This window comes from Mycobacterium sp. 5-140-3-2 (assembly GCF_035666375.1).
GTDB classification, from domain to species: Bacteria; Actinomycetota; Actinomycetes; order Mycobacteriales; family Mycobacteriaceae; genus Mycobacterium; species Mycobacterium intracellulare.
This window is the reverse complement of record NZ_CP142025.1, coordinates 5,407,296-5,434,108: the sequence shown is the minus strand read 5'-3', so window position 1 is coordinate 5,434,108 and position 26,813 is coordinate 5,407,296. Positions and strand designations below refer to the sequence as shown.

At 68.7% G+C, this 26,813-nt stretch carries 19 protein-coding genes and 1 riboswitch; of the genes, 12 read left to right on the top strand and 7 right to left on the bottom strand.

Translation table 11 applies throughout. The features are described from left to right. Position 1 precedes the first annotated feature (1 nt). Together P6281_RS25505 and P6281_RS25500 are read right to left on the bottom strand one after the other, a co-directional pair. A complete protein-coding gene (locus tag P6281_RS25505; RefSeq protein ID WP_008262192.1) occupies positions 2-751 on the bottom strand; it encodes a GntR family transcriptional regulator in 750 nt (249 codons plus the stop codon). Next, on the bottom strand, positions 751-2,367 hold the full coding sequence (locus P6281_RS25500; protein WP_008262190.1) for an SMP-30/gluconolactonase/LRE family protein: 1,617 nt from the start codon (positions 2,365-2,367) through the stop codon (positions 751-753). The genes P6281_RS25505 and P6281_RS25500 overlap by 1 nt, the downstream gene beginning before the upstream one ends. A gap of 220 nt (positions 2,368-2,587) precedes the next feature. Here P6281_RS25500 and P6281_RS25495 point away from each other — a divergent pair, with 220 nt between their 5' ends. The 8 genes from P6281_RS25495 (at position 2,588) to P6281_RS25460 (ending at position 14,240) form a co-directional block, all read left to right on the top strand. Further along, positions 2,588-3,442 (top strand): SDR family NAD(P)-dependent oxidoreductase, encoded by an 855-nt coding sequence (locus P6281_RS25495; RefSeq protein WP_041298295.1) that lies wholly within the window; start codon positions 2,588-2,590, stop codon positions 3,440-3,442. Then, entirely contained in the window at positions 3,442-4,842 is a 1,401-nt protein-coding gene (locus P6281_RS25490) for an aromatic ring-hydroxylating oxygenase subunit alpha (protein WP_014712559.1), read from the top strand. Before P6281_RS25495 ends, P6281_RS25490 begins: the two co-directional genes overlap by 1 nt. Next, the gene (locus tag P6281_RS25485; RefSeq protein ID WP_065507255.1) at positions 4,839-6,686 is read left to right on the top strand and encodes a flavin-containing monooxygenase; all 1,848 of its coding nucleotides are present in this window, start codon (positions 4,839-4,841) and stop codon (positions 6,684-6,686) included. Before P6281_RS25490 ends, P6281_RS25485 begins: the two co-directional genes overlap by 4 nt. After that, positions 6,683-7,633: an SDR family NAD(P)-dependent oxidoreductase gene (locus P6281_RS25480; RefSeq protein WP_065507254.1), complete on the top strand. Its 951-nt coding sequence runs from the start codon at positions 6,683-6,685 to the stop codon at positions 7,631-7,633. The genes P6281_RS25485 and P6281_RS25480 overlap by 4 nt, the downstream gene beginning before the upstream one ends. A gap of 13 nt (positions 7,634-7,646) precedes the next feature. Continuing rightward, positions 7,647-8,840 (top strand): CaiB/BaiF CoA transferase family protein, encoded by a 1,194-nt coding sequence (locus P6281_RS25475; RefSeq protein WP_065507253.1) that lies wholly within the window; start codon positions 7,647-7,649, stop codon positions 8,838-8,840. Further along, on the top strand, positions 8,841-10,553 hold the full coding sequence (locus P6281_RS25470) for a thiamine pyrophosphate-binding protein (protein WP_065507252.1): 1,713 nt from the start codon (positions 8,841-8,843) through the stop codon (positions 10,551-10,553). It begins immediately after the preceding gene. 28 nt (positions 10,554-10,581) lie between these two features. Continuing rightward, positions 10,582-12,012, top strand: coding sequence for an aldehyde dehydrogenase family protein (locus P6281_RS25465; protein ID WP_065507251.1), 1,431 nt, complete (start codon positions 10,582-10,584; stop codon positions 12,010-12,012). Positions 12,013-12,245: 233 nt separating this feature from the next. Continuing rightward, positions 12,246-14,240, top strand: coding sequence for an acyltransferase family protein (locus P6281_RS25460; protein ID WP_065507250.1), 1,995 nt, complete (start codon positions 12,246-12,248; stop codon positions 14,238-14,240). 3 nt (positions 14,241-14,243) lie between these two features. Here P6281_RS25460 and P6281_RS25455 read toward each other — a convergent pair whose 3' ends face one another. Further along, positions 14,244-14,903, bottom strand: coding sequence for an O-methyltransferase (locus tag P6281_RS25455; protein WP_014386084.1), 660 nt, complete (start codon positions 14,901-14,903; stop codon positions 14,244-14,246). A gap of 112 nt (positions 14,904-15,015) precedes the next feature. After that, positions 15,016-15,188: riboswitch (M-box (ykoK) riboswitch) on the top strand. A 249-nt stretch (positions 15,189-15,437) separates the two neighbouring features. On the opposite strand from P6281_RS25455, the gene P6281_RS25450 reads away from it, so the two are divergent. Both P6281_RS25450 and P6281_RS25445 read left to right on the top strand, forming a co-directional pair. After that, on the top strand, positions 15,438-15,653 hold the full coding sequence (locus P6281_RS25450) for a hypothetical protein (protein WP_131810750.1): 216 nt from the start codon (positions 15,438-15,440) through the stop codon (positions 15,651-15,653). A 71-nt stretch (positions 15,654-15,724) separates the two neighbouring features. After that, positions 15,725-17,518: an NRAMP family divalent metal transporter gene (locus P6281_RS25445; RefSeq protein WP_232065627.1), complete on the top strand. Its 1,794-nt coding sequence runs from the start codon at positions 15,725-15,727 to the stop codon at positions 17,516-17,518. On the opposite strand, the gene P6281_RS25440 is transcribed toward P6281_RS25445, so the two are convergent. Next, positions 17,510-18,454 (bottom strand): NADP-dependent oxidoreductase, encoded by a 945-nt coding sequence (locus P6281_RS25440; protein ID WP_014386082.1) that lies wholly within the window; start codon positions 18,452-18,454, stop codon positions 17,510-17,512. The two genes, P6281_RS25445 and P6281_RS25440, sit on opposite strands and share 9 nt — an antisense overlap. A gap of 129 nt (positions 18,455-18,583) precedes the next feature. Here P6281_RS25440 and P6281_RS25435 point away from each other — a divergent pair, with 129 nt between their 5' ends. After that, entirely contained in the window at positions 18,584-19,216 is a 633-nt protein-coding gene (locus tag P6281_RS25435) for a hypothetical protein (protein ID WP_014386081.1), read from the top strand. A 12-nt stretch (positions 19,217-19,228) separates the two neighbouring features. On the opposite strand, the gene car is transcribed toward P6281_RS25435, so the two are convergent. Next, complete coding sequence (gene car / locus P6281_RS25430; protein WP_014386080.1) at positions 19,229-22,795, bottom strand: carboxylic acid reductase; 3,567 nt, start codon at positions 22,793-22,795, stop codon at positions 19,229-19,231. 110 nt (positions 22,796-22,905) lie between these two features. Continuing rightward, complete coding sequence (locus P6281_RS25425) at positions 22,906-23,661, bottom strand: L,D-transpeptidase (RefSeq protein ID WP_038538166.1); 756 nt, start codon at positions 23,659-23,661, stop codon at positions 22,906-22,908. A 328-nt stretch (positions 23,662-23,989) separates the two neighbouring features. Between P6281_RS25425 and P6281_RS25420 the strand changes: the two genes are divergently transcribed. Next, the gene (locus tag P6281_RS25420; RefSeq protein ID WP_009957108.1) at positions 23,990-24,919 is read left to right on the top strand and encodes a LysR family transcriptional regulator; all 930 of its coding nucleotides are present in this window, start codon (positions 23,990-23,992) and stop codon (positions 24,917-24,919) included. On the opposite strand, the gene oxc is transcribed toward P6281_RS25420, so the two are convergent. Then, positions 24,903-26,639, bottom strand: a complete 1,737-nt coding sequence (gene oxc, locus P6281_RS25415) for an oxalyl-CoA decarboxylase (RefSeq protein WP_324738553.1) — start codon at positions 26,637-26,639, stop codon at positions 24,903-24,905. The two genes, P6281_RS25420 and oxc, sit on opposite strands and share 17 nt — an antisense overlap. Positions 26,640-26,813: the final 174 nt, after the last annotated feature.

Here is a 26,813-nt window from a genome sequence, read left to right as displayed (position 1 = left end):
CTCAGCCGGCCTGACCGGTGACGCGACGCATGGTCATCGCATACCGAAACCTCGACGACAGGTGGGTGTTGATCGTCACCTGGGCCACCTCGCCGTCGGAGGTCGTGTAGGTGCGCCGCATCTGCAGTGCGGCCGTTCCCGCGTCCACGCCGAGGCCGTCGGCCAGTTCCGGGGAGAGCAGGACGGCCGCGATCTCCTGGTGCAACTGGGCGACGCTCACGCCGAAAAGATCCTCGATCAACGGGAAGATCGGGCCGGCATGGCGTTGCAGCAGCCTGCCCACCGCGGCGAAACTGCGGCTGATGTAGTACTCCGTCCGGCACATCGGCACCGACGCGCCGTCGGCCTGCCGGTAGCCACGCACCGAGAGCCACTGGGTGCCGGGCTCGAGTCCGGTCCGGGCGGCGAGGTCGTCGTCGATCGTCACCATCGCGTTGGATTCGATGGTCAGCTGCGCGCCGGCGGCGAACGCGAGCAGGTCGTCGATCGACATCGCGTCCTGGGCATAGGAACTCGACGCCGGGCGGGGTACCACCCGGGTGCCCGCCCGCGGCCGGGAGGCGACCAGGTTGTCCTCGCGGAGCCGGCGCAACGCTTCGCGAACGGTGTAGCGGCTCACCGCGAAGCGCTCACACAGTTGGTGCTCGGTCGGCAGCTGCGACCCCACCGGGTAGACCCCGTCGACGATCTCCTTGCGCAGCGTGCGGGCGATCTGCAGGTAGCGGTGGTCGCCCGCGATGGCCTGGGACATCAGTGGCCCGTGGGGCGCAGGGCGAGCACGCTGCCCTCGCCGTCGGCCGAGATGTACAGCGTCCCATCGGCCGCGGCCGTGATGCCGGCGAACGGACCCTGTGGCCCCGAAAACGGCGGCATGCCGCGCAGTGGCTTGGCAGTCACGCCCGGCGGGGGACCGACCGGCAGCCCGGACGCGATCGTCCGGCGTCCGTGGCCGGCGAGGTCGAAGGCGATCAGTTCCTTGGCGCCGGCATCGACCACGTAGAGCACACGGTCGCGGACCAATATGCCCTGCGGCCGTTGCAGATCGGCCACGACGGTGTCGGCCCGCGACCCGGCCGGCCGGACCACCCGGCCCGCGCCCGCCTCCGCCACCAGCGGGGCTCCGTCGGCGTCGATCGCGACCCCGACCGGCTCGCGCAGATCGGTCGCCAGCACGTCGACACCTTCGGACCGCAGCGACAACACCCGCCCGGTCCCCAACTCCGCAACCACCACACCGCCTGGGGTCACCGCGACACCGTAGAGCTGGTCGAAACCGTCGGCCAGCACCTCGGTTTCGCCGGCTTCGGGCCGGTAACGGGCGACCTGGCCGCCCGAGGTCGTGACGACGAACTCGCCGGGCCCGCCGGCGGCGAGGCCGCGCAGGAACCCGGGATAGCCGGGGCTGAACAACATTCCCGCGGTCTGCAGGGACCCGTCGGGCAGGGCGACATAGAAGTACGTGCCGTCGGCGATGTAGAGCTGCCCGTCCTGGCCCACGGCCAGGTCCAGCGGCCAGTTGAGTCCGCCCGGCAACACCGATGTCGTTGCGCCGTCGGGCGATATCTCGGTGATCTCGCCACTGAAGTTGGAGACGAACAGCCGGTCGCCGACGAAGGTGCAGTTGTCCAGCCCCGGATTCAGCTGGGCGAGCAGGCGACGTTCGCCGCTGCGGGGATCGATGCGCAGCACCTGCCCGCTGGCCACCTGGGTGGAGACGAGGTAGCCCCGGGCGTCGAACTTCACCGAGTCGGGCACGCCGAGATCTTTTGCGACACAGTGTGGCTCGCCGCCGTCGGGGTCGACGCGCCAGATTTCGTTGGCGCCCATCACCGGGAAGTACAGCAGGCCGTCGGGACCGACCTCCATCGCGTTCGGTGAGGGCACGTTCTCCAAGAGCACCCGTGGCGGGCCGCCCGACAGGTCGAATTCGAGCAGCCGCCCGCCCTCCCGGCATTCACCGATGAACAACCGGCCGTCATAAAACGTGATGCCGTTGGCCGACGGGACGTCGTCGCGCAGCACCCGCGTCCGGCCGCTGGTCTCGCGCACGCTGACCCGGCCGTCCATCACCTCGGTCGCGTACAGGTTGCCGCGGGGATCGAACGCGACGTCGTCGGGTGCCACGATGTCGCCGCCCTTGGGGCTGGCGGTCACCAGTTCCCCGGTGCGGTGGTCCAGCGCGCTGATCTGACTGCCGGTCACCTGCGCGATGTAGATGCGGCCGTCCGGGCCGGTGCGCAGCCCGTTGGCCCCGAACAGCCGGCTGGGCGCGGTCAACCGGTCGAGTTCCCAGCCCGGAGCGACGTCGATCGCGTCCGGGACTGCGTACCGCGAGGGCTGCGTTGAGAGGGCCCTTGAAATGGACATGCTCGTCGAGGTCCTTCCGTCAGCCGGTTGGGCTGGACGTTATCAATTCCTCGTAGTCCAGACAATAGCCACGGTGATGTCTCGGCTCGATCTTGACAGCGAAGTCTGCCGCTCGGAATAGTGTTCTCCCAGGGACAGAATGCCATATTTTGTCCGGACAAACTGGTAGCGAATGTCGCGGCCGGCGCGGGACGGCGCCGTCGGCGGCCGAAAGCAGGTCATGGACGATCAATTCGGGCACCTCAGGCTTGATGGTCGCGTCGTGGTGGTCTCCGGCGCCGGCGGAGGCGGCATCGGCACCACCGTCACAGCCATGACCGCCCGGGCCGGGGCCACCGTGATCGCGGTGAGCCGATCGAAGGAAAACCTCGACGAGCACATCGCCCCGCTGGCCGCCCAGGGCCTGGCCGTGGTGCCCGTCGCGGCCGACGCGTCCACCGACGAGGGCATCGCCGCGGTGATCGACCACGCGCGCCGCGCCGACGGAAGCTTGTACGGGCTGGTCAATGTCGCCGGCGGCGCCGAGCCGTCGACGTGGATGCCGTCGACGCGGGTGACCCGCGGCGACTGGCGCAAGATCTTCGCCGACAACCTCGAGACGGCGTTCTTCATGAGCCAGGCCGTGGCGGCCGAGCTCGTCGCGCAAAGACTGCCGGGGTCCATCGTGTCGATCTCGTCGATCAGCGGCATGAACACCGCGCCGTTTCACATCGCCTACGGAACCGCCAAGGCCGCGATCACCGCGATGACCCGCACGATGGCCCTCGAGTTGGCGCAGGCCGGAATCCGGGTCAACGCCGTCGCGCCCGGCGTCACCGAGACGGCGGCCTCGCGCACCTACGTCGACGAGGACCCCGAACGGGATCGGCAGGCGATCGCCATGGGACGGCGGGGCCGGCCCGAGGAGCAGGCCGGCGCCATCCTGTTTCTGCTCTCGGAGATGTCGAGCTATATCACCGGCCAGACGCTGTTGGTCGACGGCGGCCTGGACCTCAAATGGAGCCATCTCGGCGCCGACAACACGTCGCTCTTCTTGCGTGACGAATCCTTCCGCGCCGCCATTAGGAGGATGTGATGACCGATCTCGCCAAGGGCACGAATTCCGCCGGAGCCGAGGAACTCTCGTCCCCGATGACGATCGGCGTCGAGGCATACATCTCCGAGGACTACGCCCGCGCCGAGCGCGACAAGCTGTGGCGGCGGGTCTGGCAGCAGGTCGGCCGCGTCGAGGAATTACCCGAGGTGGGCAGCTATTTGACCTACGACATCCTCGACGACTCGATCATCGTGGTGCGCACCGGCCACAACGAATTTCACGCGCACCACAACGTGTGCATGCACCGCGGCCGCCGGCTGATCGACACCCCCGAGGGCGCCAAGAACGCCTGTGCCCGCACCCGAAAGTCGTTCGTCTGCGGCTTTCACGGCTGGACCTATGGCTTGGACGGGGCGTGCACGCACATCCGCGAGCAACAGGACTGGCAGGGAGCGCTCACCGCGGACAATACCCACCTTCGACCGGTTCGGGTCGACACCTGGGGCGGCTGGTTGTGGATCAACATGGATCCCGACTGCGAGCCGCTGGCCGATTACCTGTTCCCCGCCGCGAAGATCCTCGACCCGTTCGGGTGTGAGAACATGCGCTACAAGTGGCGCAAATGGCTTGAATTCGACTGCAATTGGAAGGTCGCGCTGGAAGCGTTCAACGAGACCTACCACGTCTACACCACCCACCCCGAGTTCAACAAGTTCGGCGAGTTCAAGGGTTGGGCGAAAGCCCAAGGCAGACACAGCAATATCGGCTACGACGCCCCAGAGGACATGGAGGCCACCAAGTCCAAGATCCGCCTCGGCATCGGCGCCGACCCGCGGGTGTCCACCGCGGAGATGCAGGTGTACACGATGGAGGAGACCAACGCCACCACCACCCAAACGCTGGTGAACGCGGCCAAGCGACTCGTCGACGAGTTGCCCGAGGGGACGCCGGCCGACAAGGTCCTCGAGCACTGGCTGGCATCGGCGCGCCGCGACGACGAGGCCCGTGGCGTCGTCTGGCCGACGATCCCCGCCGACATCCTCGGGCAGGCCGGCACCGCGTGGCAGATCTTTCCGAACTTCCAGATCGGACAGGGCCTGACCAGCGCGCTGTGTTACGGCGCGCGACCGCACCCCAGCTACAACCCCGACAAGTGCATCTTCGAGGTGTCGGTGTTCGAGCTGTACCCGAAAGGCCAAGAGCCCCAGACCGAGTGGGAGTACACCCCGGTCGGGGATCCCCGTTGGCGGTCGGTCCTACCGCAGGACTTCTCCAACATGGCGGCCGTGCAGCAGGGGATGAAGTCACTCGGCTTCGCCGGCACCAAGCCCAACCCGTACCGCGAACGCAGCACCGTCAACCTGCACTACCAATTGTCGAGATACATGGGTACCGGTGAGCCCCAGGAACTGTCACGCAAGGAGTCACCATCGGCATGACCATGCACCAGGACAGCTGCGGGCCCACCCAGACGCCCGACGACGTCGACATCGCCGCGCTGCGCGAGAAGTACCGGCTGGAACGCGAAAAGCGGCTGCGCAAGGAAGGTTCCAAGCAGTACATCGAACTGGAGGACGACTTCGCCGGGTACTACGAGGTCGATCCCTATACCCCGGCCGCGCCACGCGACCCGATTTCGGAGGACATCGACGTCGCGGTCCTCGGTGGCGGTTTCGGGGGATTGCTGTCGGCGGCCCACCTGAAGAAGGCGGGCGTCGACGACGTACGCGTGATCGAGCTCGGCGGCGACTTCGGCGGTGTCTGGTACTGGAACCGGTACCCTGGCATCCAGTGCGACAACGAATCCTACTGCTACATCCCGCTTCTCGAAGAGCTCGATTTCATGCCGTCGAAGAAGTTCGCCGACGGCGCCGAGATCTACCAGCACTGCCGCAACATCGGCAAACATTTCGGCCTCTACGATTCGGCGATCTTCTCCACCCAGGTGCGCGACCTGCGTTGGGACGAGGACGTCAGGCGCTGGCGAATCGGCACCAACCGCGGCGACGACATCCGCGCCCGGTTCGTGGTGCTGGCGTCGGGCCCCTTCCACCGGCCCAAACTGCCCGGCATTCCGGGGATCAAGGACTTCAAAGGCCACGCGTTCCACTCGTCGCGGTGGGACTACGACTACACCGGCGGCGACAGCGGCGGCAACCTGCACAAGCTCGCCGACAAGAGGGTCGCCGTCATCGGCACCGGCGCCACTGCGATCCAGATCGTCCCATTCCTGGCCCGAGACGCCCAGCACCTCTACGTCTTTCAGCGCACCCCTTCGACGGTCGATGAACGCAACAACGCGCCGACCGACCCGGAGTGGGTGAAGTCGTTGCGGCCGGGCTGGCAGCGGGAACGGCAACGCAACTTCCACTCCTGGACCTTCGAGGGCATGGCGCTGGGTCAGCCGGACCTGGTGTGCGACTTCTGGACCGAGCTCGGGCGCAATACCGCGGCCCGGGTGCTCGCGCTGGACGACCCAGCGTCGCTGACGCCCGAGCAGTTCATGGCGATCCGCGAGGAAGAGGATTACAAGGTGATGGAGCGGCTGCGCCGCCGCATCGACGTGATCGTCGAGGACGCGCAGACCGCCGAGGCGCTCAAGCCCTACTACCGGTTCCTGTGCAAGCGGCCACTGTCCAACGACGAGTACCTGCCGATGTTCAACCGACCCAACGTCACCCTCGTCGACGTCTCCGATTCCAAAGGGGTGGAACGGATCACCGAAAAGGGGCTGGTGGCGGGCGGCGTCGAGTACGAGGTCGACTGCATCATCTATGCCAGCGGCTTCGAGATCACCACCGAGATCAGCCGCCGCTATTCCATGGAGACGATCGAGGGCCGTGACGGGCTGTCGCTGTTCGACCACTGGCGCGACGGCTACAAGACGCTGCACGGGATGACCAGCCGCGGCTTCCCGAACCAGTTCTATACCGGTTTTACCCAGGTCGGCATCTCCGCCAACATCGCCGCCAACTACGAGCTGCAGGGCGAGCACATCGCCTACATCATCGCCGAGGCGTTGAAGCGGGGCGCGACCACCGTGGAGCCCAGCGCGGCGGCCCAGGAGCAATGGTGCGCGACGATCCGGGAAACCGCCGTCGACAACTCGGCGTTCGACGCCCAGTGCACGCCCGGCTACTACAACAACGAAGGCGGCGGCGGGGGTGAGGGCATCCGGTCCCACCTGGGCGAACCGTACGGCCCCGGCTTTTACGCGTTCGAGGACTTGCTGCGCGTGTGGCGTGACAAGGGCGACCTGGACGGGTTGGTGCTCGGCACTTGAGCGAAACCCCTGCAGAGCAACTACGATTCGACGGCCGCGTCGCCGTGGTGACCGGGGCCGGCCGCGGGTTGGGTCGCGCCTACGCGCAGCTGCTGGCCTCGCGGGGGGCGAAGGTGGTCGTCAACGACGTCGGCGGCGCCCTCGACGGCGAAGGGGTCGACGCCGGCCCGGCCGAGCGGATCGTCGCCGACATCACCGCGGCCGGCGGACAGTCCGTCGCGTGCAGCGCTTCGGTCGCGACCGCAGCGGGCGGCGACGCGATCATCGCGACCGCGCTCGAGCACTATGGCCGCGTCGACATCCTGGTGCACAACGCCGGCAACGTCCGTCGCGGCTCGCTGAAGGAGATGAGCTACGAGGACTTCGACGCCGTGCTCGACGTGCACCTGCGCGGCGCGTTCAACGTGGTGCGTCCGGCGTTCCCGCTGATGTGCGGGGCGGGCTACGGCCGCATCGTGCTGACGTCGTCGATCGGCGGCCTGTACGGAAATCGCGACGTGGCCAACTACGCGGCCGCCAAGGCGGGCGTCATCGGGTTGTCCAATGTCGCCGCGCTCGAGGGCGCCGCCGAGGGCGTCCGCTGCAACGTGATCGTGCCGGCGGCGGTGACGCGCATGGCGGACGGCATCGACACCTCCGCCTACCCGCCGATGGGACCGGAACTCGTTGCGCCCGTGGTGGGTTGGCTCGCGCACGAATCCTGCTCGGTGACCGGGGAAATATTCATCGCGCTGGCGGGCCGCGTGGCCCGGGCGGTCGTCGCGGAGAGCCCCGGTGTGTACCGGTCGTCGTGGACGATCGAGGACGTCGGCGGCCATCTGGACGCGATCCGCTACGCGGAGGCGCCGCTGATCTTCCCGGTCGTCCCGGATGGCCATGACGAGCACATCCGCTACAGCTTCGAGCTGGCGCAGAGGTCGGCCGATCAAGGAGCGCTCAATGGCTAGCCCCGCGGGCCCGATGGCCGGTGTGCGCGTGATCGATCTCACCGCGATGGTGATGGGGCCCTACTGCACGCAGATCATGGCCGACATGGGCGCCGATGTGATCAAAGTCGAACCGCCCCAAGGTGATAACACCCGCTACATCTCGGTCGGCCCGGCGCCGGGCATGAGCGGGGTGTTCGTCAACGTCAACCGCGGCAAGCGCAGCGTCGTGCTGGACCTGCAGACCGACGCCGGAAAGCGGGCGTTACGCGCTTTGGTCGAGACCGCCGACGTGTTCATCCACTCGATGCGGGCCAAGGCGATCGCCAAGCTCGGCTTCGGCTACGACGACGTCGCCGCGATCAATCCCAAAGTGGTCTACACCAATTGCTACGGGTACGGGCGACGCGGACCCGATCGCGACCGCCCGGCCTATGACGACACGATCCAGGCCGAATGCGGCCTGCCGGCGGTGCAGCAGCAGTTGACCGGCGAGGCCGACTACGTCGGCACCATCATGGCCGACAAGATCGCCGGGCTGACGGCGCTGTACGCCACGACGATGGCGTTGTTCCACCGCGAGCGCACCGGGCAGGGCCAAGAGGTCGAGGTCGCCATGTTCGAAACCATGGCGTCGTTCATGCTCGTCGAGCATGCCAACGGCGCCCTGTTCGATCCCCCGCTGGGGCCCGCGGTGTATCCGCGCACGGTCGCGCCCAACCGCCGTCCGTACCGCACCAGCGACGGCCACATCGCCGCGCTGATCTACAACGACAAGCACTGGAACGCGTTCATGAACGCCGTGCGGCCACCGTGGGCCAGCGAGCTGTACGCGACGCTGGAACAGCGCGCCCGCGAAATCGACACCGTCTACGGGCTGGTGGCCGAGACGATGAAAGAGCGATCCACCGCGGAGTGGTTGGAGCTGCTGCGCGAACTCGAGATACCGGCCGCGCCGTTGAACACGCCCGGCGCGCTGTTCGACGATCCGCATCTCAAGGCCGTCGGCATGTTCGAGACCGTGGACACCCCGCACGGGCCGGTGCGCTTCCCCGGCGTGCCCACCTGGTTCTCCCAGACACCGGGCCGTGTCGCGGGGCCGGCGCCCGCACTCGGCGCCCATACCGAGGAAGTGCTTGCCGAAATCGGCGCGAGCAGACACAAAAGCACCCGACACGCCGTGCCGGAAGGTGCTTTTACGTCTGCTCGCGAGGGAAAGGAAATTTAAATGACCGTGCCGGTGTACAAGCGCATTCTCGACCTGTTCGAGGCCGAGGGAGTGAACACCCTGTTCGGGATCCCGGACCCGAACTTCGTGCACATGTTCGCCGAGGCCGACGCGCGCGGGTGGTCGGTGGTCGCGCCGCATCACGAGTTGAGCGCGGGTTTCATGGCCGAGGCCGCGTCGCGCATGACTGGTAAACCCGGCCTGTGTATCGGGACGCTCGGTCCGGGCATGGCCAACATGGCCGGAGCGATCCAGTGCGCGCTCGTGGAGAACTCGCCGGTGATCTTCCTCGGCGGCCAGCGCGCCCGCATCACCGAACGCCGGGTGCGGCGCGGCCGCATCCAATTCGTCCGCCAGGAGCCGCTTTTCGCCCCGTCCGTCAAGTACAGCGCGTCCATCGAGTACGCCGACCAGACCGACGAGATCATCCATGAGGCCATCCGCCGGGCCATGTCCGGCACCCCCGGCCCGGCCTACGTCGAGTACCCGTCGCACGTCATCCTCGAAGAGCTCGACGCGGCCGATCCGCTGCCGCCGCATCGGTATCGCCTCGTCAACCAGGGGGCGGGCGCCCCGGAGATCGCCAAGGCCGCCAAGCTGATTCGCGAAGCGAAGAGCCCGATCCTGTTGGTGGGCCACGGCGTGCACACGTCGCGCACCGGTCCCGCGGTGAAGGAGCTCGCCGACCTGATGGCCTGCCCGGTCATCCAAACCTCCGGGGGTACTTCGTACATCCCGGGCCTGCAGGAGCGGACCTTCCCCTACCTGTTCTCCCCGGCCGCCAACGAGGCGGTCGAGCAATCCGACCTGTGCGTCGCGTTGGGAACCGAACTCGGTGAGCCCATGCACTACGGCCGGACCCAGCATTGGGCGGGCAACGATGCGAATCGCAAATGGGTGTACGTCGAGCAGGACCCGGCCGCCATCGGCGTCAACCGACAGTTCGACGTGCCGCTGGTCGGTGATCTGCGCGGCGTCGTGCCGCAGCTGGTCGAGGCGCTCCGGGACGCGCCGCGCACCCCGTCGCCCAGCCTCGAGAAGTTGGTCAAGGCCGACGCCGAGGAGCTCGCACAGCTCGCCGAGACCGCGCCGTCGGGTCGTTCGCCGATCCACCCGGCGCGCTATGTCGTCGAGGCCACCAAGGCGTTCAACGAACTCGACGACGCCATCATGGTCCGCGATGGCGGCGCGACCGTCATCTTTCAGTGGACCTACTCGCAGGCCAAACCGCGCGATGTCATCTGGAACCAGAACTTCGGCCACCTCGGCACCGGCCTGCCCTACGCGGTCGGGGCATCCGTCGCCGAGGGCGGCAAGCGTCCCGTCATGCTGCTGACCAGCGACTCGGCGTTCCTCTTCCACATCGCGGAACTGGAAACGGCCGCGCGGCAGAACCTTCCGCTGGTGTGCGTGGTGGGCGTCGACCACCAGTGGGGCCTGGAGGTCGGCGTCTACAAGCGCACGTTCGCCCAGCCGTCACCGCAGCCGGGCGTGCACTGGAGCAAGGACGTCCGGATGGACAAGATCGCGGAGGGCTTCGGCTGCCACGGCGAGTTCGTCGAGAAGGAATCCGAGATCGGGCCGGCCATCGCGCGCGCCTACGCCAGCGGCAAAGTCGGTGTGGTGCACGTGTGCATCGACCCGAAGGCCAACTCCGAGGAGATGCCCAAGTACGACCGATTCCGCACCTGGTACGCAGAAGGCACCCAGTGAGCGCCGCAACTAAGGAAGAGTGCTAGCTATGCGCGAGTACCTGAAGTTCTACATCGACGGACAATGGGTCGACCCGGTGCGGCCCAACCCCTTCGAGGTGGAAAACCCGGCGACCGAGCAGGTTTCGGGAAAGATCTCGCTGGGGTCGGCGGCCGACGTCGACGTGGCGGTTCAGGCCGCCCGGCGCGCCTTCGCGGGCTGGTCGCAGAGCACCCGCGAACAGCGCCTGGACCTGTTGCAGTCCATCCTCGCCGAATACCAGAAGCGGGCCGACGATCTCGCCGAGGCGGTCACCGAGGAGATCGGCGCGCCGCCCTCGCTGGCCGCGGGCCCGCAGGTCTTCCTCGGCATCGGCCACCTCACGACGGCCATCGACGTGCTGAAGAACTTCCCGTTCTACGAACACAAAGGGGAGACCCTGATCGCCAAGGAGCCGATCGGTGTCTGCGGCTTGATCACGCCGTGGAACTGGCCGATCAACCAGGTCGCCGTCAAGGTGTATCCGGCGCTGGCCACCGGCTGCACCGTCGTCCTGAAACCCTCTGAGGTCGCGCCATATTCGCCGTACATCTTCGCCGAGATCCTGGCCGCCGCGGGCGTGCCGGCCGGGGTGTTCAATCTGGTCAACGGTGACGGCGCGGGCGTGGGCGCGGCGCTGGCGAGCCATCCCGACATCGACATGGTGTCGTTCACCGGGTCCACCCGCGCCGGCATCGAGGTCGCCAAGAACGCCGCCCCGACGGTGAAGCGCGTGACCCAGGAACTCGGCGGCAAGAGCCCCAACATCGTCCTCGACGACGGCGGCTTCGCCGACGGCGTCCGCGCCGGCGTGGCCAACATGATGCCCAACTCCGGGCAGAGCTGTAACGCGCCGTCGCGCATGCTGGTGCCGAATTCACGGATGGCCGAGGCCATTACGATCGCGCGCGAGGTGGCCGAACAGGTCAAGGTGGGCAGCGCCGACGACGCGACGGCGATCGGGCCGGTGGCGTCGAGGACGCAGTTCGAGAAGGTGCAGCGGCTGATCCAGCAGGGCATCGACGAGGGCGCGACCGTGGTCGCCGGCGGCCCGGGCCGGCCGGCGGGGCTGGACACGGGGTACTACGTCAAACCGACCGTCTTCGCGCACGTCACCAACGACATGACGATCGCGCGCGAGGAGATCTTCGGGCCGGTGCTGTGCATCCTCGGCTACGACGACATCGACCAGGCCGTCGAGATCGCCAACGACACCGAGTACGGCCTCGCCGGCTATGTCTCCGGGGCCGACCTCGACAAGGCGCGCGAGGTTGCCCGCCGGATCCGCGCGGGATGGGTGACGATCAATCACGCGTTCGACATGAACGCGCCGTTCGGCGGCTACAAGCGCAGCGGCAACGGCCGCGAATGGAGCGAATTCGGCTTCCACGAGTACCTGGAGGTCAAGAGCACCCTGGGCTACGCGCCGGGCAAGGCCTGACGCCCGACCCCGAAATCCGAACGCAGCGCAGCGGAAAACCGTTGCGTGTCCTCCACGCGATCCCGCGCGTCCGCCCTTAAGCTGGCTCCGTTCACGAGGAGGGGCAGCGACGTATCGGCATCAACCATGGCGCCGGGCGGGATGGTAGTCACGGCGCGCTGACAGCGAGCATCGAGCCGGGCGGGTCTCACCCCGCACCGGCTCGTCGTTCTCGGCCCCGATGGGTCGCCCCCGTGCGCCGGGTCGGCCGGCTGGGGGTCTGGGACGGGCCAGAGGGGCGCAGCGGAATCCCGGCGCTCGACGGCCTGCGCGCGATCGCCGTCGCGCTGGTGCTCATCGGGCACGGCGGCATCCCCGGCGTCAGCGGCGGATTCATCGGCGTCGACGTCTTCTTCGTCCTGAGCGGATTCCTCATCACCTCGCTGCTGCTCGACGAGCTGGGACGCACCGGTCGCATCGACCTCACCGGCTTCTGGATCCGGCGCGCGCGGCGACTCCTGCCGGCGCTGGTGTTGATGGTGCTCACCGTGGCCGCGGCCCGGCAGCTGCTGCCCGAGCGGTCGCTCACCGGCCTGCGCGACGACGCCATCGCGGCGTTCGTGTGGCTGGCGAACTGGCGGTTCGTCGCCCAGAAGACCGACTACTTCACCCAGGGCGCACCGCCGTCGCCGCTGCAGCACACCTGGTCGCTCGGCGTGGAGGAGCAGTACTACTTCGTCTGGCCGCTGCTGCTGATCGCGGTCACGCTGGCGTTGGCGGCGCGCGCGAGGCGCCGTTTCACCCGGGCCACCGTCGGGGGCGTGCGCTTCGCGACGTTCGTCATCGCCACCGTGGGGGCCCTGGCGTCCGCGGCGCTCGCCATCGTCATGGTGTCCGACGGCACCCGCGACCGGATCTATTTCGGCACCGACACCCGCGCGCAGGCGCTCCTGGTCGGCGCGTCGGCGGCGGCCCTGCTGGTGCGGGATTGGCCGTCGATGAACCGCGGCTGGTGCATGATCCGCACGCGGTGGGGGCGTCGCGCCGCCCGGATTCTGCCGCTGCTGGGCTTGGCGGGTCTGGCGGCCGCGACCCACTACGCGACCGGCGCCAGCGGTGAATTCCGCCACGGCTTGCTGATCGGCGTCGCGATCGCGGCCGTGCTCGTCATCGCCCCGGTCGCCCTGGAGCAGCGCGGCGTCGTCGCGCGCGCGCTCGCGTTGCCGCCGCTGGTGTGGCTCGGCACCATCTCCTACGGCGTGTACCTGTGGCACTGGCCGATCTTCTTGGCGCTCAACGGCGAACGCACCGGGTGGTCCGGGCTGCCGCTGTTCGCCGCGCGGTGCGCCGCCACGGTGGTGTTGGCCGCGGCGTCCTACTGGGTGCTCGAGCAGCCCATCCGGCGCTGGCGGCCGGCGCGGGTGCCGCTGCTGCCGCTGGCGGCGGCGACCGTCGCCAGCGCCGCGGCGGTGACGCTGTTGGTGGTTCCGGTGGGAGCCGGGCCGGGGCTGCGCGAGCCGGGTTTGCCGCCCGGCGTCTCCGCGGTCGCGGCCGTCTCGCCGTCACCGCCCGGCGAAAGCCGGCCGCGGGATCCCAACCGGCCGTTCACCGTATCGGTGTTCGGGGACTCGATCGGGTGGACGTGGATGCACTACCTCCCGCCGACACCGGGATTCGCGTTCCTCGACCACACCGTCATCGGATGCAGCCTGGTGCGCGGCACCCCGTACCGGTATGTGGGCCAAACCCTCGAGCAGCGATCCGAGTGCGACGGCTGGCCGATCCGATGGGCCAGGCAGGTCGCCCAGGACCAACCCGACGTCGCGCTGCTGATCATCGGCCGCTGGGAAACCGTGGACCGCGTCAACGAGGGCCAGTGGACCCACATCGGCGACCCGACCTTCGACGCCTACCTCAACGGCGAGCTGGAGCGGGCGCTGACCATCGCCGGCTCCACCGGTGTGCGGGTGGTGGTCGCGACCGTGCCCTACAGCCGCGGCGGTGAAAAGCCGGACGGCCGGCTGTATCCGGAGGACCAGCCGGACCGGGTCAACCTGTGGAACACCATGCTGCGCAAGACCGTCAGCCACCACCCGAACGTCGCGATCCTCGACCTGAACAAGAAGCTGTGCCCCGACGGCGTCTATACCGCCAAGGTCGACGGCATCAAGGTGCGCAGCGACGGCGTGCACCTGACCCCGGAAGGGGTGAAGTGGCTGACGCCGTGGCTCGAGGAGTCGCTGCGCTAGCCGCTAAGTGCCTGTGCGGCAGCTGATCTCCATGCTGTCGCTGTCGCGGACCTGGAAGTTGAAGCTGACGTAGCCGTTGGCCTGGTCGCGCACGCGGTCGAGATACGGGGCCATATCGGCCGAGCTGGCGTTGTCGGCGATGACCAACGCACCCGTGGACAGCCGGGGCTCCAGCAGCTCGATCACGGGCAGGTACAAATCTTTCCAACCGTCGAGCAGCAGAAAATCGACCGCCCCGTCCACGCTTTTCAACGTGCTCAGCGCATCGCCCTCCAGGATCGTGATCACATCGTCCAAGCCCGTCTCGGCGAACGTCTTCTTCGCGGCCGCGATCTTGGCGGCGCTGAGCTCGGTGGTCACGACGCGGCCGCTCCCGTTGTCACGCACCGCGGCGGCCAGGTGAACGGCGGAAATGCCGAACGACATCCCGAATTCGACGACCGTCGCCGGGCGGGTGGCGCGAACCAACGAATACAGCAGCCGGCCGGCTTCGGGCGTCACGGGGATGTAGAACTCGCTCATCGCGTCGGCCCGCTCCTGGGCGGACATCGGTTGATCGAAGGTGCCACGCCGCTCGCGCAACAGCGACATCTGGTTCTTCGACTCGGCGTACATGCGGTCGAGCGTCGATGCGACCCGGGGATCCTGCAGCGTTGTGGTCATCTCGCCGAGCCTAGGCGTGCGGCCTGGGTGGGCGCTGGGAGCCCGCCGACGGCGCCACGCTCAGCGCAAATGAGTTTGACGAGCCCGGGCCGCGGTGCCACTATGGACTCCGCAAGCACCTCGGTAGGTGAGGCGTCTGCATGGATACAGGCCACTGACCCCGAACGTCGAGAGACGCCCCGGGTCAGGACAGCTCTTCCCGGACCCAAGGGTTGAGCCCAAGTGGCTTCTGGAACGTTCCGGATACGCCGTGCAGTGCCGAAGCTCCGACGAGAGGGGTGCGACCGGCGGCTTTGGTGCCGTCGGTCATTCCTGCCTCTCTCGTTCAGGTGAATGTGACGACACCCGCGTGTGTCCCGGCCGTGAGGAGGTGAGGGCGAGATGAGTCCCGGCGATAGTCCGCATCCGAAATTCGTTTTGTCCCGATCCGGCTCCGGCATTCCTTCCGCCGCCTGACCTTGCGTTTGGTCCTGCGCGGCTGACACGTCCCACGGACAGTGTCGATGCCGATCGGACCCCTGGCAGGAGAAGATCATGGCTTTTGTTGTTACGCACCGTTTTTCCGCCGTTCCGCGGGGACGCCGGCGGTCGATGCTGCGCGCGGGCCGGTTGCTGGCCGACAAGCTGCACCTGCGGACCAACCTGACCCCGCAGGAGCGCGCCAACCTGTACGTCTCGCGGATGCCGATCGCGGTGGTCACCGCCTCGCTGGGCGGGCACGCGTCGGGACGCCCCGACAACCACTGGTGATTCGCCCCACGCATCGAGTGCATCCGCATGCCCTCACCCGTGGTGAGAGCGATTCGTACAGCGAGGACCAGATGACGTCGATCCACACCGGCGGCGGCCGTGGCCTGGGTTCGGGCCGCACGGCCGCCGCCGCGGAGAACCCGCGCGCCGAGGCGCCGGCGTCGACGGTGCTCGACACCGCGCACGTCGGCGACATCGTCGGCGCGTTCGGTCGCATCGGGCGCACCGACGGGACCGTGACCGGCAGCTGGCGGCGGCTGAAGACACTGGCGGTCATCACCGGTCCCGGCCTGATCGTGATGGTCGGCGACAACGACGCCGGTGGCGTCGCGACCTACGCCCAGGCCGGCCAGGACTACGGGATGGGCCTGCTGTGGACGCTGGTGCTGATGATCCCGGTGCTCTACGTGAACCAGGAAATGGTGCTGCGGCTGGGCGCGGTCGCCCGGGTGGGTCACGCGCGCTTGATCTTCGAACGGTTCGGCAAGTTCTGGGGCGCCTTCAGCGTCGGCGACCTGCTGATCTTGAACGCGTTGACGATCGTCACCGAATTCATCGGTGTGTCAATGGCTCTCGGGTTCTTGGGTTGTCCGAAGTTCGTCGCCGTCCCAGCGGCCGCGGTGCTGTTGTTCGCCGTCGTGGCCGGGGGTTCGTTTCGCCGCTGGGAGCGGTTGATGTTCCTGTTGATCGCGGTGAACGTGCTGATCATCCCGATGGTGCTGCTGGCGCATCCGGCCCCGAAAGCGACTGCGGCCGGGCTGATCCCGCAGTTCCCCGGCGGGCTGAACTCGACCGTGCTGCTCCTGGTGGTCGCGATCGTGGGGACGACGGTCGCGCCGTGGCAGCTGTTCTTCCAGCAGTCCAACGTGGTGGACAAGCGCATCACCGCGCGCTGGATCCCTTACGGCCGGGCCGATTTGGTGATCGGGATCGTCGTGGTCATGGTCGGGGCGACGGCGCTGATGGCGGTGACGGCCTTCGGGATGGCGGGCACCGCCGACGCCGGGCACTTCACCGACGCCGGAGCGGTCGCCGCGGGGTTGTCGCGGCATCTGGGCGGCACGGTGGGGGCGCTGTTCGCGATCATCCTGCTGGACGCGTCGCTGATCGGCGCCAACGCCGTCGGCCTGGCGACCACCTATGCCGTCGGCGACGCCCTGGGCAAGCGGCACTCGTTGCACTGGAAGATCGGCGAGGCGCCGGTGTTCTACGGCGGCTACGCGGTGCTGCTTGCGGTGTCGGCCGCGGTGTCCTTCAGCCCCGACCACGTCCTGGGCCTGGTGACCCAGGGCGTGCAGGCGCTCGCCGGCGTGCTGCTTCCCTCGGCCACCGTGTTTCTGGTGTTGCTGTGCAACGACCGCGCGGTGTTGGGACCGTGGGTGAACACGGTGCGGCAGAACATCGTTGCGTGGAGCATCGTGTGGTGTCTGGTGCTGTTGTCCCTGGCGTTGACGGCGACGACCTTCTTCCCGGACCTGTCCACCGCCACCATCGAGACCGGGCTCGCCGCCGGCGCCGCGGTCGGCATCGCCGGCGGCGCGGTGATGGTCGTCGTCGGCCGCAGGCATCGCAGCCTGGCCGCGGCGGAAGCCATCGTGCGCACCCTCGGAGGCGGGCTGGACCCGGAGCAGGTCGACGAACTCGACGACGCCGCATCGCTCACCCGTGCCGAACGGCGGGCCGTGCGCCGCCAGGACCGGGCCGGCTGGGTCACCCCGAACCTGGCCCTGCTCGACCGGCCCGCGATGTCGCCGATGCGCCGGGCGGGGTTGTTCACCCTGCGCGGCTACCTCGTGGTCGCCGTCGCGTTCGTCATCATCAAAATCGTGCAGGCAGGGGTCGTCGGGCCGGTCTCGTCATTGTGAGTCGGTAGGCAGCAGAACGATTTTCCCGTGGGTGTGCCGTCGCTCGAGTTCGGCGAAGGCGTCGGCGACCCGGTCCAGCGGATAGGTCGCGGCGATGTCGAAGTCGACGGCGCCGGAGGCGATCAGGCCGGCCATCTCGGCGAGCACCTCGGGTGTCGAGGCGTCCATGCTGCCCTCGGTCTTGGCGCCCACCTCGCCGGCCTTCTGGAAGGCGATGATGGTGTTGATCCGCTCCGGCGCGACGCCGAGGTCCACCGCGAGCTGGACGTAGTCCGGGCCGAACAAGTCGATGAACGCGTCGATGCCGTCGGGCGCCGCGTCGCGCAATCGCCCGGCGAGCCCCTCACCGTAGGCGATCGGGACGACGCCATGCGCGCGCAGCCAGTCGGCGTTGCCGGGGCCCGCGATGCCCAGCACGCGCGCCCCGCGCAGCGCCAGAAGTTGCACCACCAGGCTGCCCACCCCGCCCGCGGCCGCCGACACGGCGACCGTCTCACCGGCCTGCGGCGCCACCGCGCGCACGGCCGCGTACGCGGTCACGCCGGCCACGTAGAGCGAACCCGCCGTCTCCCAACCGAGTTGGGCGGGCTTACGAATCAGTTGACCCACCGGCACGGCGGCGTGAGTCGCGTGGCTGGACCGGCGCAGGCTGAATCCCAAAACCTCGTCGCCGACCGCAAATTCGGTGACCCCGGGCGCCACCGCGGTCACGACACCGGCGAGGTCGCTGCCCTCCCCGGAGGGAAAGGTGGCCGGGAACCTCTCGTGCATCGCCCCGACCCGGATGCCGGCCTCGCCGGGATTGATTCCGGCCGCGCGGACCTCGACGACAACCTCGCCCGGTCCGGGCGTGGGCATGTCGATGTCCGCCACGTACAACACCTCACGCCCCCCGTACCGGTCGAACCGTACGGCGCGCGCCGCTGCAGCGGTCATGCCGATCTCCTCACCGCGACGATGCCCCCACCCACGCCAGCATAGGCACGCAAAGCGCTACCCACCGGCGGCCCGTTGGGCATATGTTCGTAGCAACTCGGGCACGGATGACGCGTGGAAGGAACATGCGTGGGGGCTCCTCGAATCGGTATCGCCGGCCGGGTCGTGTGGCACGCGGCCGCGATCGTCGCGGTCGGCGCCGCGAGCACGGGCTGCGGCGGCTCCGACAAGCCCCCACCGCCGTCGGCGGCGGAGTCGGGCCCGTCCGCGTCCCCGACCGACTCGGGCGCGGTCACCGGACCGCCGCCGGGGCAACCCACCGATTACGGCTACCTGCTGATCAAGCCGGGCGACGTGGGCGGGGGTCTCACCGCACCCCAGTCGCCGATGCTCAACCCCAACAACGCGCCGGGGGTCGCGCAGCTGTTCGCCAACGCCGACAGCGGCCGCCGGCTGTGGGACACCATCGTGGTGACCGCCGACCCGTCGGCCGCCGCGGCCGAACTCGCCGGCAGCAAAAGCGAATACGCGGGCAAGGTGGTCGGCGACTGGCGGCCGCTCGCCGTGGGCGCCAACGGGTCGGCGATTTCGGGTGCCTCGCCCGACAACTCCCAAGCCATGACGGTCCTGCTGTTCACCGAAGGCAAGGCGCTCGTCACCCTGGAATTCGACAGCGCACCCGACGACCCGTTCGACCCGGCCGTGACCGTCGACATCGCGCGCAAGCAAGACGATGCGATCAAGCGGGGACTGCCCGGTTAGCACCGCACGGGGCTACACCAAGCCCAGCAGGCGTAGGTCGGCGACGTACTTGTCGATCAACGCCGCCGACAGGTGCGGAATGTCCTCGTCCGCACCGATTTTGGCCGTCCGCACCGCGTGGCGGAAGACGTCGGTGGGGGCCGGCGCTCCCCGCAGTGGCGCCGCGGGTTCCCGGTAGGCGTCCAGCAGCGGCAACACCGAATGCTGGCGCTGCTTGTCCGGTAACGCGCGAAGCGCCGTGGTGAAGCGGCCCAGCCATTCGTCATAGTCCTCGATGCGCCGGATGTCGTGTCCGGCGGCGATCAGCCAGTCGACGAACACGTCCAGGGAGACGCCGTCGTCGTGTGGGTTCATCACGTCATAGGAGCGGCACTCGCCGGATTCCTCGGCCGCCATCTGTTCGCCGAGCGTGGTGACCGCTTCGGCCACGAAGTCGGCGGGCAGCCCGTCGTAGTGGGCCACGGCTCGGTTTCCGTGTTCGTCGGTCCGGTAGAACGTGGTCGGCGCGATGCCGGTGGTCAGCAGGCTGAACATCAAGCGGGTGAAGGCATCTGGCACGTTCAGCTGCCCGGCATACCGGCTGTGCGCGAGGATCATGTCGGAGCGGAAGACGGCGACCGGCAACCCGCACAGGTCGTGCGCCTCACGCAGCAACACCTCACCGGCCCACTTGCTGTTCGCGTACCCGTTCGCATAGCTGTCGTCGATCGGGCGTACCGCGCTGACCGCGCGGATGTCGCCGTCTTCGGCGAACTCGCCGGGATCGACCGTCATCGCCACGGCGACGGTCGACAGATAGGTGACGGGCTTGATGCGCGTCGTGATCGCCAGGCGGATCAACTCGGCGGTGCCGACGACGTTCGGGCCGAACAGTTGGTCGTACGGCAGCACGTGGTTGACCAGCGCGGCCGGGTGGACGATCAGATCCACGCTCTGGGCCAGGCGCTGCCAAGTCGATTGGTCCAGGCCGAGATTGGGCTCACCGATGTCGCCGACGATGACTTCCAGGTGCTCGGCGGCCAGCGTCCGGAACCGCTCCAGCAACTGCGGATCCCCGCTGTCGAAAACGGCCTCCAGCCGTTTGCCGGCCGTCGCGGTGTCCGTCGCGCGGACGATGGAGACGAGCTTCCCGCCGGTCTCGGCGAGGCGCTCGAGCCATTCGAGGGCCAGGAAGCGGCCGAGGTAGCCGTTGGCGCCGGTCAGCAGGACCGTGTGGGGTGTGCCGGTCGCGCGCGGCAGGTTCGGTGCGGCGGCCAAGGTCGTCGCGTCGATGAACTTGTCGAGGGTGAGCTCCGCGGCGCGGACCTCGGCGGCGTCGCGTCCGTGCACAGTCGCGAATGTGGGCCGCCGCGATCCCGATTTGCGTTCGGATTCAACGTATTCCGCGAGCTGGCCCAGGTCGGTGGCGGGCCCGGTGATCATTCCCACCGGCACGTCGACGTCGAAGATGTCGCGCAGCAGGTTGGAGAAGGTCAGCGCCGACAGGGAATCGCCGCCGAGTTCGATGAAGAGTGCGTCGGGGGCGGGCGGGCCGCCGGCCACACCCAGTAGCGCCTCGGCGGCCCGGGTGAGGGTGAAGACGACGGGGTGTTTGTCCGCCCCCTCGCGCAGCGCACGCAACTCGGTCACGCGGTTTTCGGCCAGCTCGGCGTAGAGCTGTTCGAGCCGGTCGGCGTAGCGCTCCTTGAGCTTCGGCCGCAGCAGCTTGCCCACGCCCGAGAGCAGGCCGTTGTCCTCGCTGAACGGCTCGGTTTCGACGATGAAGTCGACGGGCACCTCGTAGGACTGCAGTTCGGCGAGTTGCGCCGACTGGCGCAGGGATTCGGCGACGGCGGCCTTGAGGCCCTCGGGATCTTCGGTGAATCGCTCCGCGGCGTCGGCCGTCGGCACGACGACGGCCAGCAGATAGGGGCGTTCGCTGTTGCCGTATACGAAGATCTGGCGGATCAGCGGCGCGCTGGCGAAGACGGCCTCCAGGCGGGCGACGGCGACGAACTCGCCCTGCGCCAACTTCAACACGTTGTTGCGGCGGTCGACGTAGGCCAGCCGGTCCGGCTCGAGCTCGGCCATCACGTCGCCGGTCCGGTAGTAGCCGTCGGGATCGAACGCGTTGGCGGTGACGTCCGGTCGTTTGAAGTAGCCCGGCGTCGCGGTCAGCGACTTCACCAGCAATTCGCCACGCGGATAAGGCTTGTCGGTGTGGAAATAGCCGAGTTCGGGAACGTCGATGAGCTTGTAGTCGAGCACCGGGGGACGGGTCATGCGCCCGTCCTTGGTCACCATGCCGACCTCGGTCAGCCCGTAGCCGTCGAGAACGTGGACGTCCAAACAGGTTTCGACGAAGGCCCGCATCTCCGCGGCCAGCGGCGCCGTCCCGCAGAAGGCGGTCACGATGCGCCCGCCGAGGACCTGCTCACGCAGCTCGGCCCGCGCCCGGGCCTCGGCGGAGCCGGCGTCGGCGCCCGAAGCCACGAGTCGGTCGACGGCGCTCTGGTAGCGCTGGTAGAGCATTTCCGCCACCCGGGGTACCAGGCCCATCTCGGTGGGGCGCACCAGGTTCCAGTCGTCGAACAACGTGGACAGGTCGCTTTCCGGCACGAAGTAGCTGGTGCCGCCGGCCTGGAACGCGGTTGACAGCGGTATCCGGCCACCGAGGTGATTCAGCGGCATGAAGTTGACGTTGAACACGGGTGTGTCCGCGAAGTCGGGCATCAGCTCGTTGGTCCACACCTTGGCCAGCATCTGCTCGGTGTACATGGCGCCCTTGGGTAATCCGGTGCTGCCCGAGGTGTACATGATCATCGCCAGCCGCTGATCGGTATCACCGGTGTACATGGGCTCGGGCGGCAGGGCGCGTCCGCGTTCGATGATTTCGTCGAGGGTCTCGATGGTCACCGCCGCGCCGGCGGCCGCCAGCGTCGCCTGGGCGCGCTGCAGCGCCTCGCGTTGCTCGTCGACCTCGGGCTGGTAATCGAAGACCACGAGCCGCCGCAACGACGAGCTGCCCGACGCCGCCTCGACCGCGAGGTCGAGATAACCGACGCCGGCGGCCAGTATCGACGGCTCGACCTCGTCGACGATCGGTCGCAGCCGTGAGGGGGTCGTATTGTGTTGCAGCGGAACGGCAACCAGCCCGAGGTAGCCGCAGACCAGGTCGAGTGTCAGATATTCGGCGCTGGCGAAACCGACCGTCGCGACGAAGTCCCCGGGCGACACGGGGTTCGCGGCGTCGTGCCGCCACGCGGCGGCGATCGCGCGCACATCGGCCCACAGCTCGCGGTAGGTCATGGTGTCGAAGCGGGGGAGCAGTCGCGTGGTGGTACGCCCGGTCGCGGGGTCGGTGCTCAGTGTCTTGGCCCGCCAGCCCACCGCGGGCCGATCGGCGTAGCCCTCGACGAACAGCTCCAGAATCTGGGGCAGGCGCAGGCCCGGTTGGCGCGCCGCCTGCTGCAGCGACAGATCGGGTTGGGCGTTGCGGAACTGTTCGTCGGTCGCGGCCAACTCGCGGATGCGGGCGGCGACCCGCTCGCGCGCCGGGCCTCTAGAGCTAACTTTCGTGCGCTTCACATCGCCGGTCATGGCCCGCCTCTCGTTCAACTGCCTCGCTCCAACGAGAACTCATCGCCGCGGGCGGGTCTTCCTGTCGGCGCGTGTGACGACGGTCACACGCCGGGGACTGCGGGTGACGCTCAGGCCACGACCTGGATGGGGTCGCCGACGTTGACCTGGTTGAAGTACCAGGCGGCGTTGTCGGGGCTGAGGTTGATGCACCCGTGGCTGACGTTGGCGTAGCCCTGGGAATCGACCGACCACGGGGCCGAGTGGACGTACACGCCGCTCCAGGTGACCCGGACGGCGTACTGCGCGGTGATCTTGTAGCCCTCGGGGGAGCTGAGCGGGATGCCGATCGTGCGCGAGTCCATCACCACGGTGCGCTGCTTCTCCAGCGCGGTGAAGCTGCCCATCGGCGTGGGCCTGCTGGGCTTGCCCATCGACGCGGGCATGGTGCGCAGCACCTCTCCGTCCCTGCTGACGGTGAAGGTGTGCTTGGAGATGCTGGCGACACCGAGCAGCGCTTCGCCGGTGTCGAAGCCGGTCGTCAGCGCCTGCACACCGACCGAAACGTGCGTGTGGGGGGCCCAGTACTGGTCGGGGACCCACTGCACCACCGTGTTGTGAACCCACTCGAAGTGCCCCGGCGTGCCGCCCGGCGACGTCACACGAATCGACCGCTCGACGGCGGCCCGATCGGCCACCGGTGCGGTGAACGTCACCACGACGGGGTGCGCCACGCCGACCACGGCGCCGTCGGCGGGCAAAATCGAGGCGACCTCGGGTGCGGCGTGCGGCGTGGGCACGGCGGCGCTGCCACGGGCCGCCGATCCCACCAGGCCCATGACCGTGATCGCGACCATAACAAATAGATAACGAACACCTCGACGCATAGCGTCCACCCTTCGAGATGGTGCGATCAACACACGGTCATTCTACGGGTTACCCACGAATCACCGGTTTCAGCAAACAATGACAGCCCACTGGACCCGCTGCGGTCACGATTCGACTGCCGATTGGGTTCGATTGGGTCGGCGGCGCGCAGCCCGGGTGGCACGCGCTTCGAAAACGGCACCGATACACCGATTTTCGCGGCCGCAGCCCCCAAATCGTGCCCGGGTGTGGTCGAAGGTGCCGCCGCGGGCTTGGCGCACCCGTCGGGCGCGCGTTAGCCTCAGCGAGATCGGCGCCCAAGCCCGAGCCCGGAACCCGAGGAGTGCGGTGCTCTTCCGCCAGCTGGAGTACTTCGTTGCGGTCGCCTCCGAGCGCCACTTCGCCCGGGCCGCCGAGAAGTGCTTCGTATCCCAGCCGGCGCTGTCTGCCGCGATCGCCAAGCTGGAGCGGGAGCTGAACGTCACGCTGATCAACCGTGGCCACAGCTTCGAGGGCCTCACCCCCGAAGGCGAGCGGTTGGTGGTGTGGGCCAGGCGGATTCTCGCCGAGCACGACGCCTTCAAGGCCGAGGTCGACGCCGTCCGTTCCGGCATCACGGGGACGCTGCGGCTGGGCACCGTGCCGACCGCATCGACGACCGCGTCGTTGGTGCTCTCGGCGTTCTGCTCGGCGCACCCACTGGTGAAGGTGCAGATCCTGTCCCGGCTGGCGGCGACCGAACTGTACCGACGCCTGCGCGAGTTCGAGCTCGACGCCGCGATCGTGCACGCGGCACCCGACGAGGCGGACGTGAACCTGGTCCCGCTATACCAGGAGCGCTACGTGCTGCTGTCGCCCGCGGAGATGTTGGGATCCGGGGCGGCGACGATGACCTGGGCCCAGGCCGCGCAATTGCCGCTGGCGTTGCTCACCCCGGACATGCGCGACCGTCAGATCATCGACAAGGCGTTCGACGATCATGGCATCACCGTCAGTCCGCAGGTCGAAACCGACTCCGTCGCTTCGCTATTCGCTCAGGCGTCCGCCGGAAAGTGGGCTTCCATCGTGCCGCACACGTGGCTGTGGACCTCCCCGCTGGGCCCGGAGGTCCGGGCGGTGGAGATGGTCGATCCGGTGCTCAAGGCCGACGTCGTGTTGGCGACCAACGCGAGCGGACCCGGTTCGCCGATCGCGCGTGCGCTGGCGGCGTCGGCCGCGGGCCTGGCGCTGAACGAGTTTTTCGACGCCCAACTCCTGGGCGTCACCCGCCGCCGCTGACCGCCGCCGCGCGAGCCGGGTTCAGGCCGGCCAGATGACCGCTTTCCACCCCGGCGGCCGGATCGAGCTCGCAGTCGATGACCGAGGGCGCCCCGGAGCCGATCGCCTCGGTCAGCGCCGCGCGCAGCTCATCGGGTGTGGCGACGTGATAACCCTTGCCGCCGAACGCCTCTGCGATCAGCTCGTGGCGCGCCCGGGCGTTCAGCACGGTGGGGGCCGGGTCCGACGGGTGTGCCGCGGTCTCGTCCCCCCGATAGACGCCGCCGTTGTTGAGGATGACGACGGTCACCGGCAGCCGGTAGCGGCAGATGGTCTCGATCTCCATCCCGCTGAAGCCGAACGCGCTGTCACCCTCGATCGCGACGACCGGCCCGCCGGTCTCGACGGCGGCCGCGATCGCGTAGCCCATGCCGATCCCCATGACGCCCCAGGTTCCGGTGTCGAGCCGGTGCCGCGGCAACTCCATGTCGATGACGTTGCGCGCCAGGTCGAGCGCGTTGGCGCCCTCGTTGACGACGTACACGTCCCGGTTGTGCTGCAGCACAGCGCGAATCGCGCCGAGGGCGTTGTAGAACCGCATGGGGTGCGGGTCGTCGGCGAGGCGCTCGCGCATCTTGGCGTCATTGCGCGCCTTGCGGTCGGCCAGCTCGGTCGCCCATTCCGTTGGCGCGGCGAACGGGCGGGCGGTCACGGCGTCACACAGCGCGGACATCGCCGAGCCGATGTCGCCGGCCAACGGCGCGGCGATCGGCTGGTTGCTGTCGAATTCGCTCGCCGCGATGTCGACCTGCACGAATTGGGTGTCGGCGGACCATTGCGGCGACTCCCCATGGCCCAGAAGCCAATTCAGCCGCGCGCCGATCAGCAGGACGGCGTCGGCCCGTGAGATCGCCAGCGACCGTGCGGTGGCCGCGGACTGCGGGTGCGAATCGGGGAGCAGCCCCTTGGCCATCGACATCGGCAGGAATGGGATGCCGGTGGCTTCGACGAATCGTCGAATCTCGTTGTCCGCCTGGGCGTACGCCGCGCCCTTGCCGAGCACGATCAGCGGCCGCCGCGCCCGGGCCAGGACTTCCAGCGCGCGGTCGACCGCGTCGGGAGCGGGCAGTTGACGGGGAGCGGGGTCGACGACCCGCCATATCGTGCCGGCGGCGGCCGAGGCCTCCAGGGCCTGGCCCAGGACGTCGCCGGGGATGTCGAGGTAGACGCCGCCGGGACGCCCGGAGACCGCGGTGCGAATCGCGCGCGCGACGCCGCGACCGATGTCCTCGATCCGGTTGACCCGAAAGGCCGCCTTCGCGAACGGCCGTGCGGCGTTGAGCTGGTCGAGGTCCTGGTAGTCACCGCGTTGCAGGTCGACCAGCGCCCGATTGCTCGAGCCGGAGATCTGGATCATCGGGAAGCAGTTCGTCGTGGCGTTCGCCAGCGCGGGCAGAGCGTTGAGGAAACCGGGCCCGGATGTCGTGAGACACACGCCGGGGCGGCGGGTGAGGAATCCGGCGGCCGCCGCGGCGTTGCCGGCCGAGGCTTCCTGCCGAAAGCCGATGTAGCGGATGCCCGCCGCCTGCGCGGTCCGGGCGAGGTCGGTTATCGGGATGCCGACGAGGCCGTAGATGGTTTCGACGTCGTTGGCCATGAGCGCGTCCACCACGAGGTGGAAGCCGTCGATCACGCGGGTCGACCCCCGCGCGTCGCTTCCCGACGCCGAAACGGTGGACATGGGCGACTCCTCGGTGCGCGGGCGGTACTGACTAGCCATCACTGTGACCCCGGCCCCCGGCGCGTGTCCAAGTCGAAGCCGCTATCCGATGATCGACGGCGTCTATCGCCACAGCTCAGAGGGGCGACGTTGGGCTTCGATAGCCGACGGTTATCGGTCGTGAGCGGATCGGTA

Coding starts and splice junctions, on each gene's coding strand:
- P6281_RS25505 (WP_008262192.1), bottom strand. CDS start 751: ATGTCCCAGGCCATCGCGGGCGACCACCGCTACCTGCAGATCGCCCGC.
- P6281_RS25500 (WP_008262190.1), bottom strand. CDS start 2,367: ATGTCCATTTCAAGGGCCCTCTCAACGCAGCCCTCGCGGTACGCAGTC.
- P6281_RS25495 (WP_041298295.1), top strand. CDS start 2,588: ATGGACGATCAATTCGGGCACCTCAGGCTTGATGGTCGCGTCGTGGTG.
- P6281_RS25490 (WP_014712559.1), top strand. CDS start 3,442: ATGACCGATCTCGCCAAGGGCACGAATTCCGCCGGAGCCGAGGAACTC.
- P6281_RS25485 (WP_065507255.1), top strand. CDS start 4,839: ATGACCATGCACCAGGACAGCTGCGGGCCCACCCAGACGCCCGACGAC.
- P6281_RS25475 (WP_065507253.1), top strand. CDS start 7,647: ATGGCCGGTGTGCGCGTGATCGATCTCACCGCGATGGTGATGGGGCCC.
- P6281_RS25470 (WP_065507252.1), top strand. CDS start 8,841: ATGACCGTGCCGGTGTACAAGCGCATTCTCGACCTGTTCGAGGCCGAG.
- P6281_RS25465 (WP_065507251.1), top strand. CDS start 10,582: ATGCGCGAGTACCTGAAGTTCTACATCGACGGACAATGGGTCGACCCG.
- P6281_RS25455 (WP_014386084.1), bottom strand. CDS start 14,903: ATGACCACAACGCTGCAGGATCCCCGGGTCGCATCGACGCTCGACCGC.
- P6281_RS25450 (WP_131810750.1), top strand. CDS start 15,438: ATGGCTTTTGTTGTTACGCACCGTTTTTCCGCCGTTCCGCGGGGACGC.
- P6281_RS25445 (WP_232065627.1), top strand. CDS start 15,725: ATGACGTCGATCCACACCGGCGGCGGCCGTGGCCTGGGTTCGGGCCGC.
- P6281_RS25440 (WP_014386082.1), bottom strand. CDS start 18,454: ATGACCGCTGCAGCGGCGCGCGCCGTACGGTTCGACCGGTACGGGGGG.
- car (WP_014386080.1), bottom strand. CDS start 22,795: ATGACCGGCGATGTGAAGCGCACGAAAGTTAGCTCTAGAGGCCCGGCG.
- P6281_RS25425 (WP_038538166.1), bottom strand. CDS start 23,661: ATGCGTCGAGGTGTTCGTTATCTATTTGTTATGGTCGCGATCACGGTC.
- oxc (WP_324738553.1), bottom strand. CDS start 26,639: ATGTCCACCGTTTCGGCGTCGGGAAGCGACGCGCGGGGGTCGACCCGC.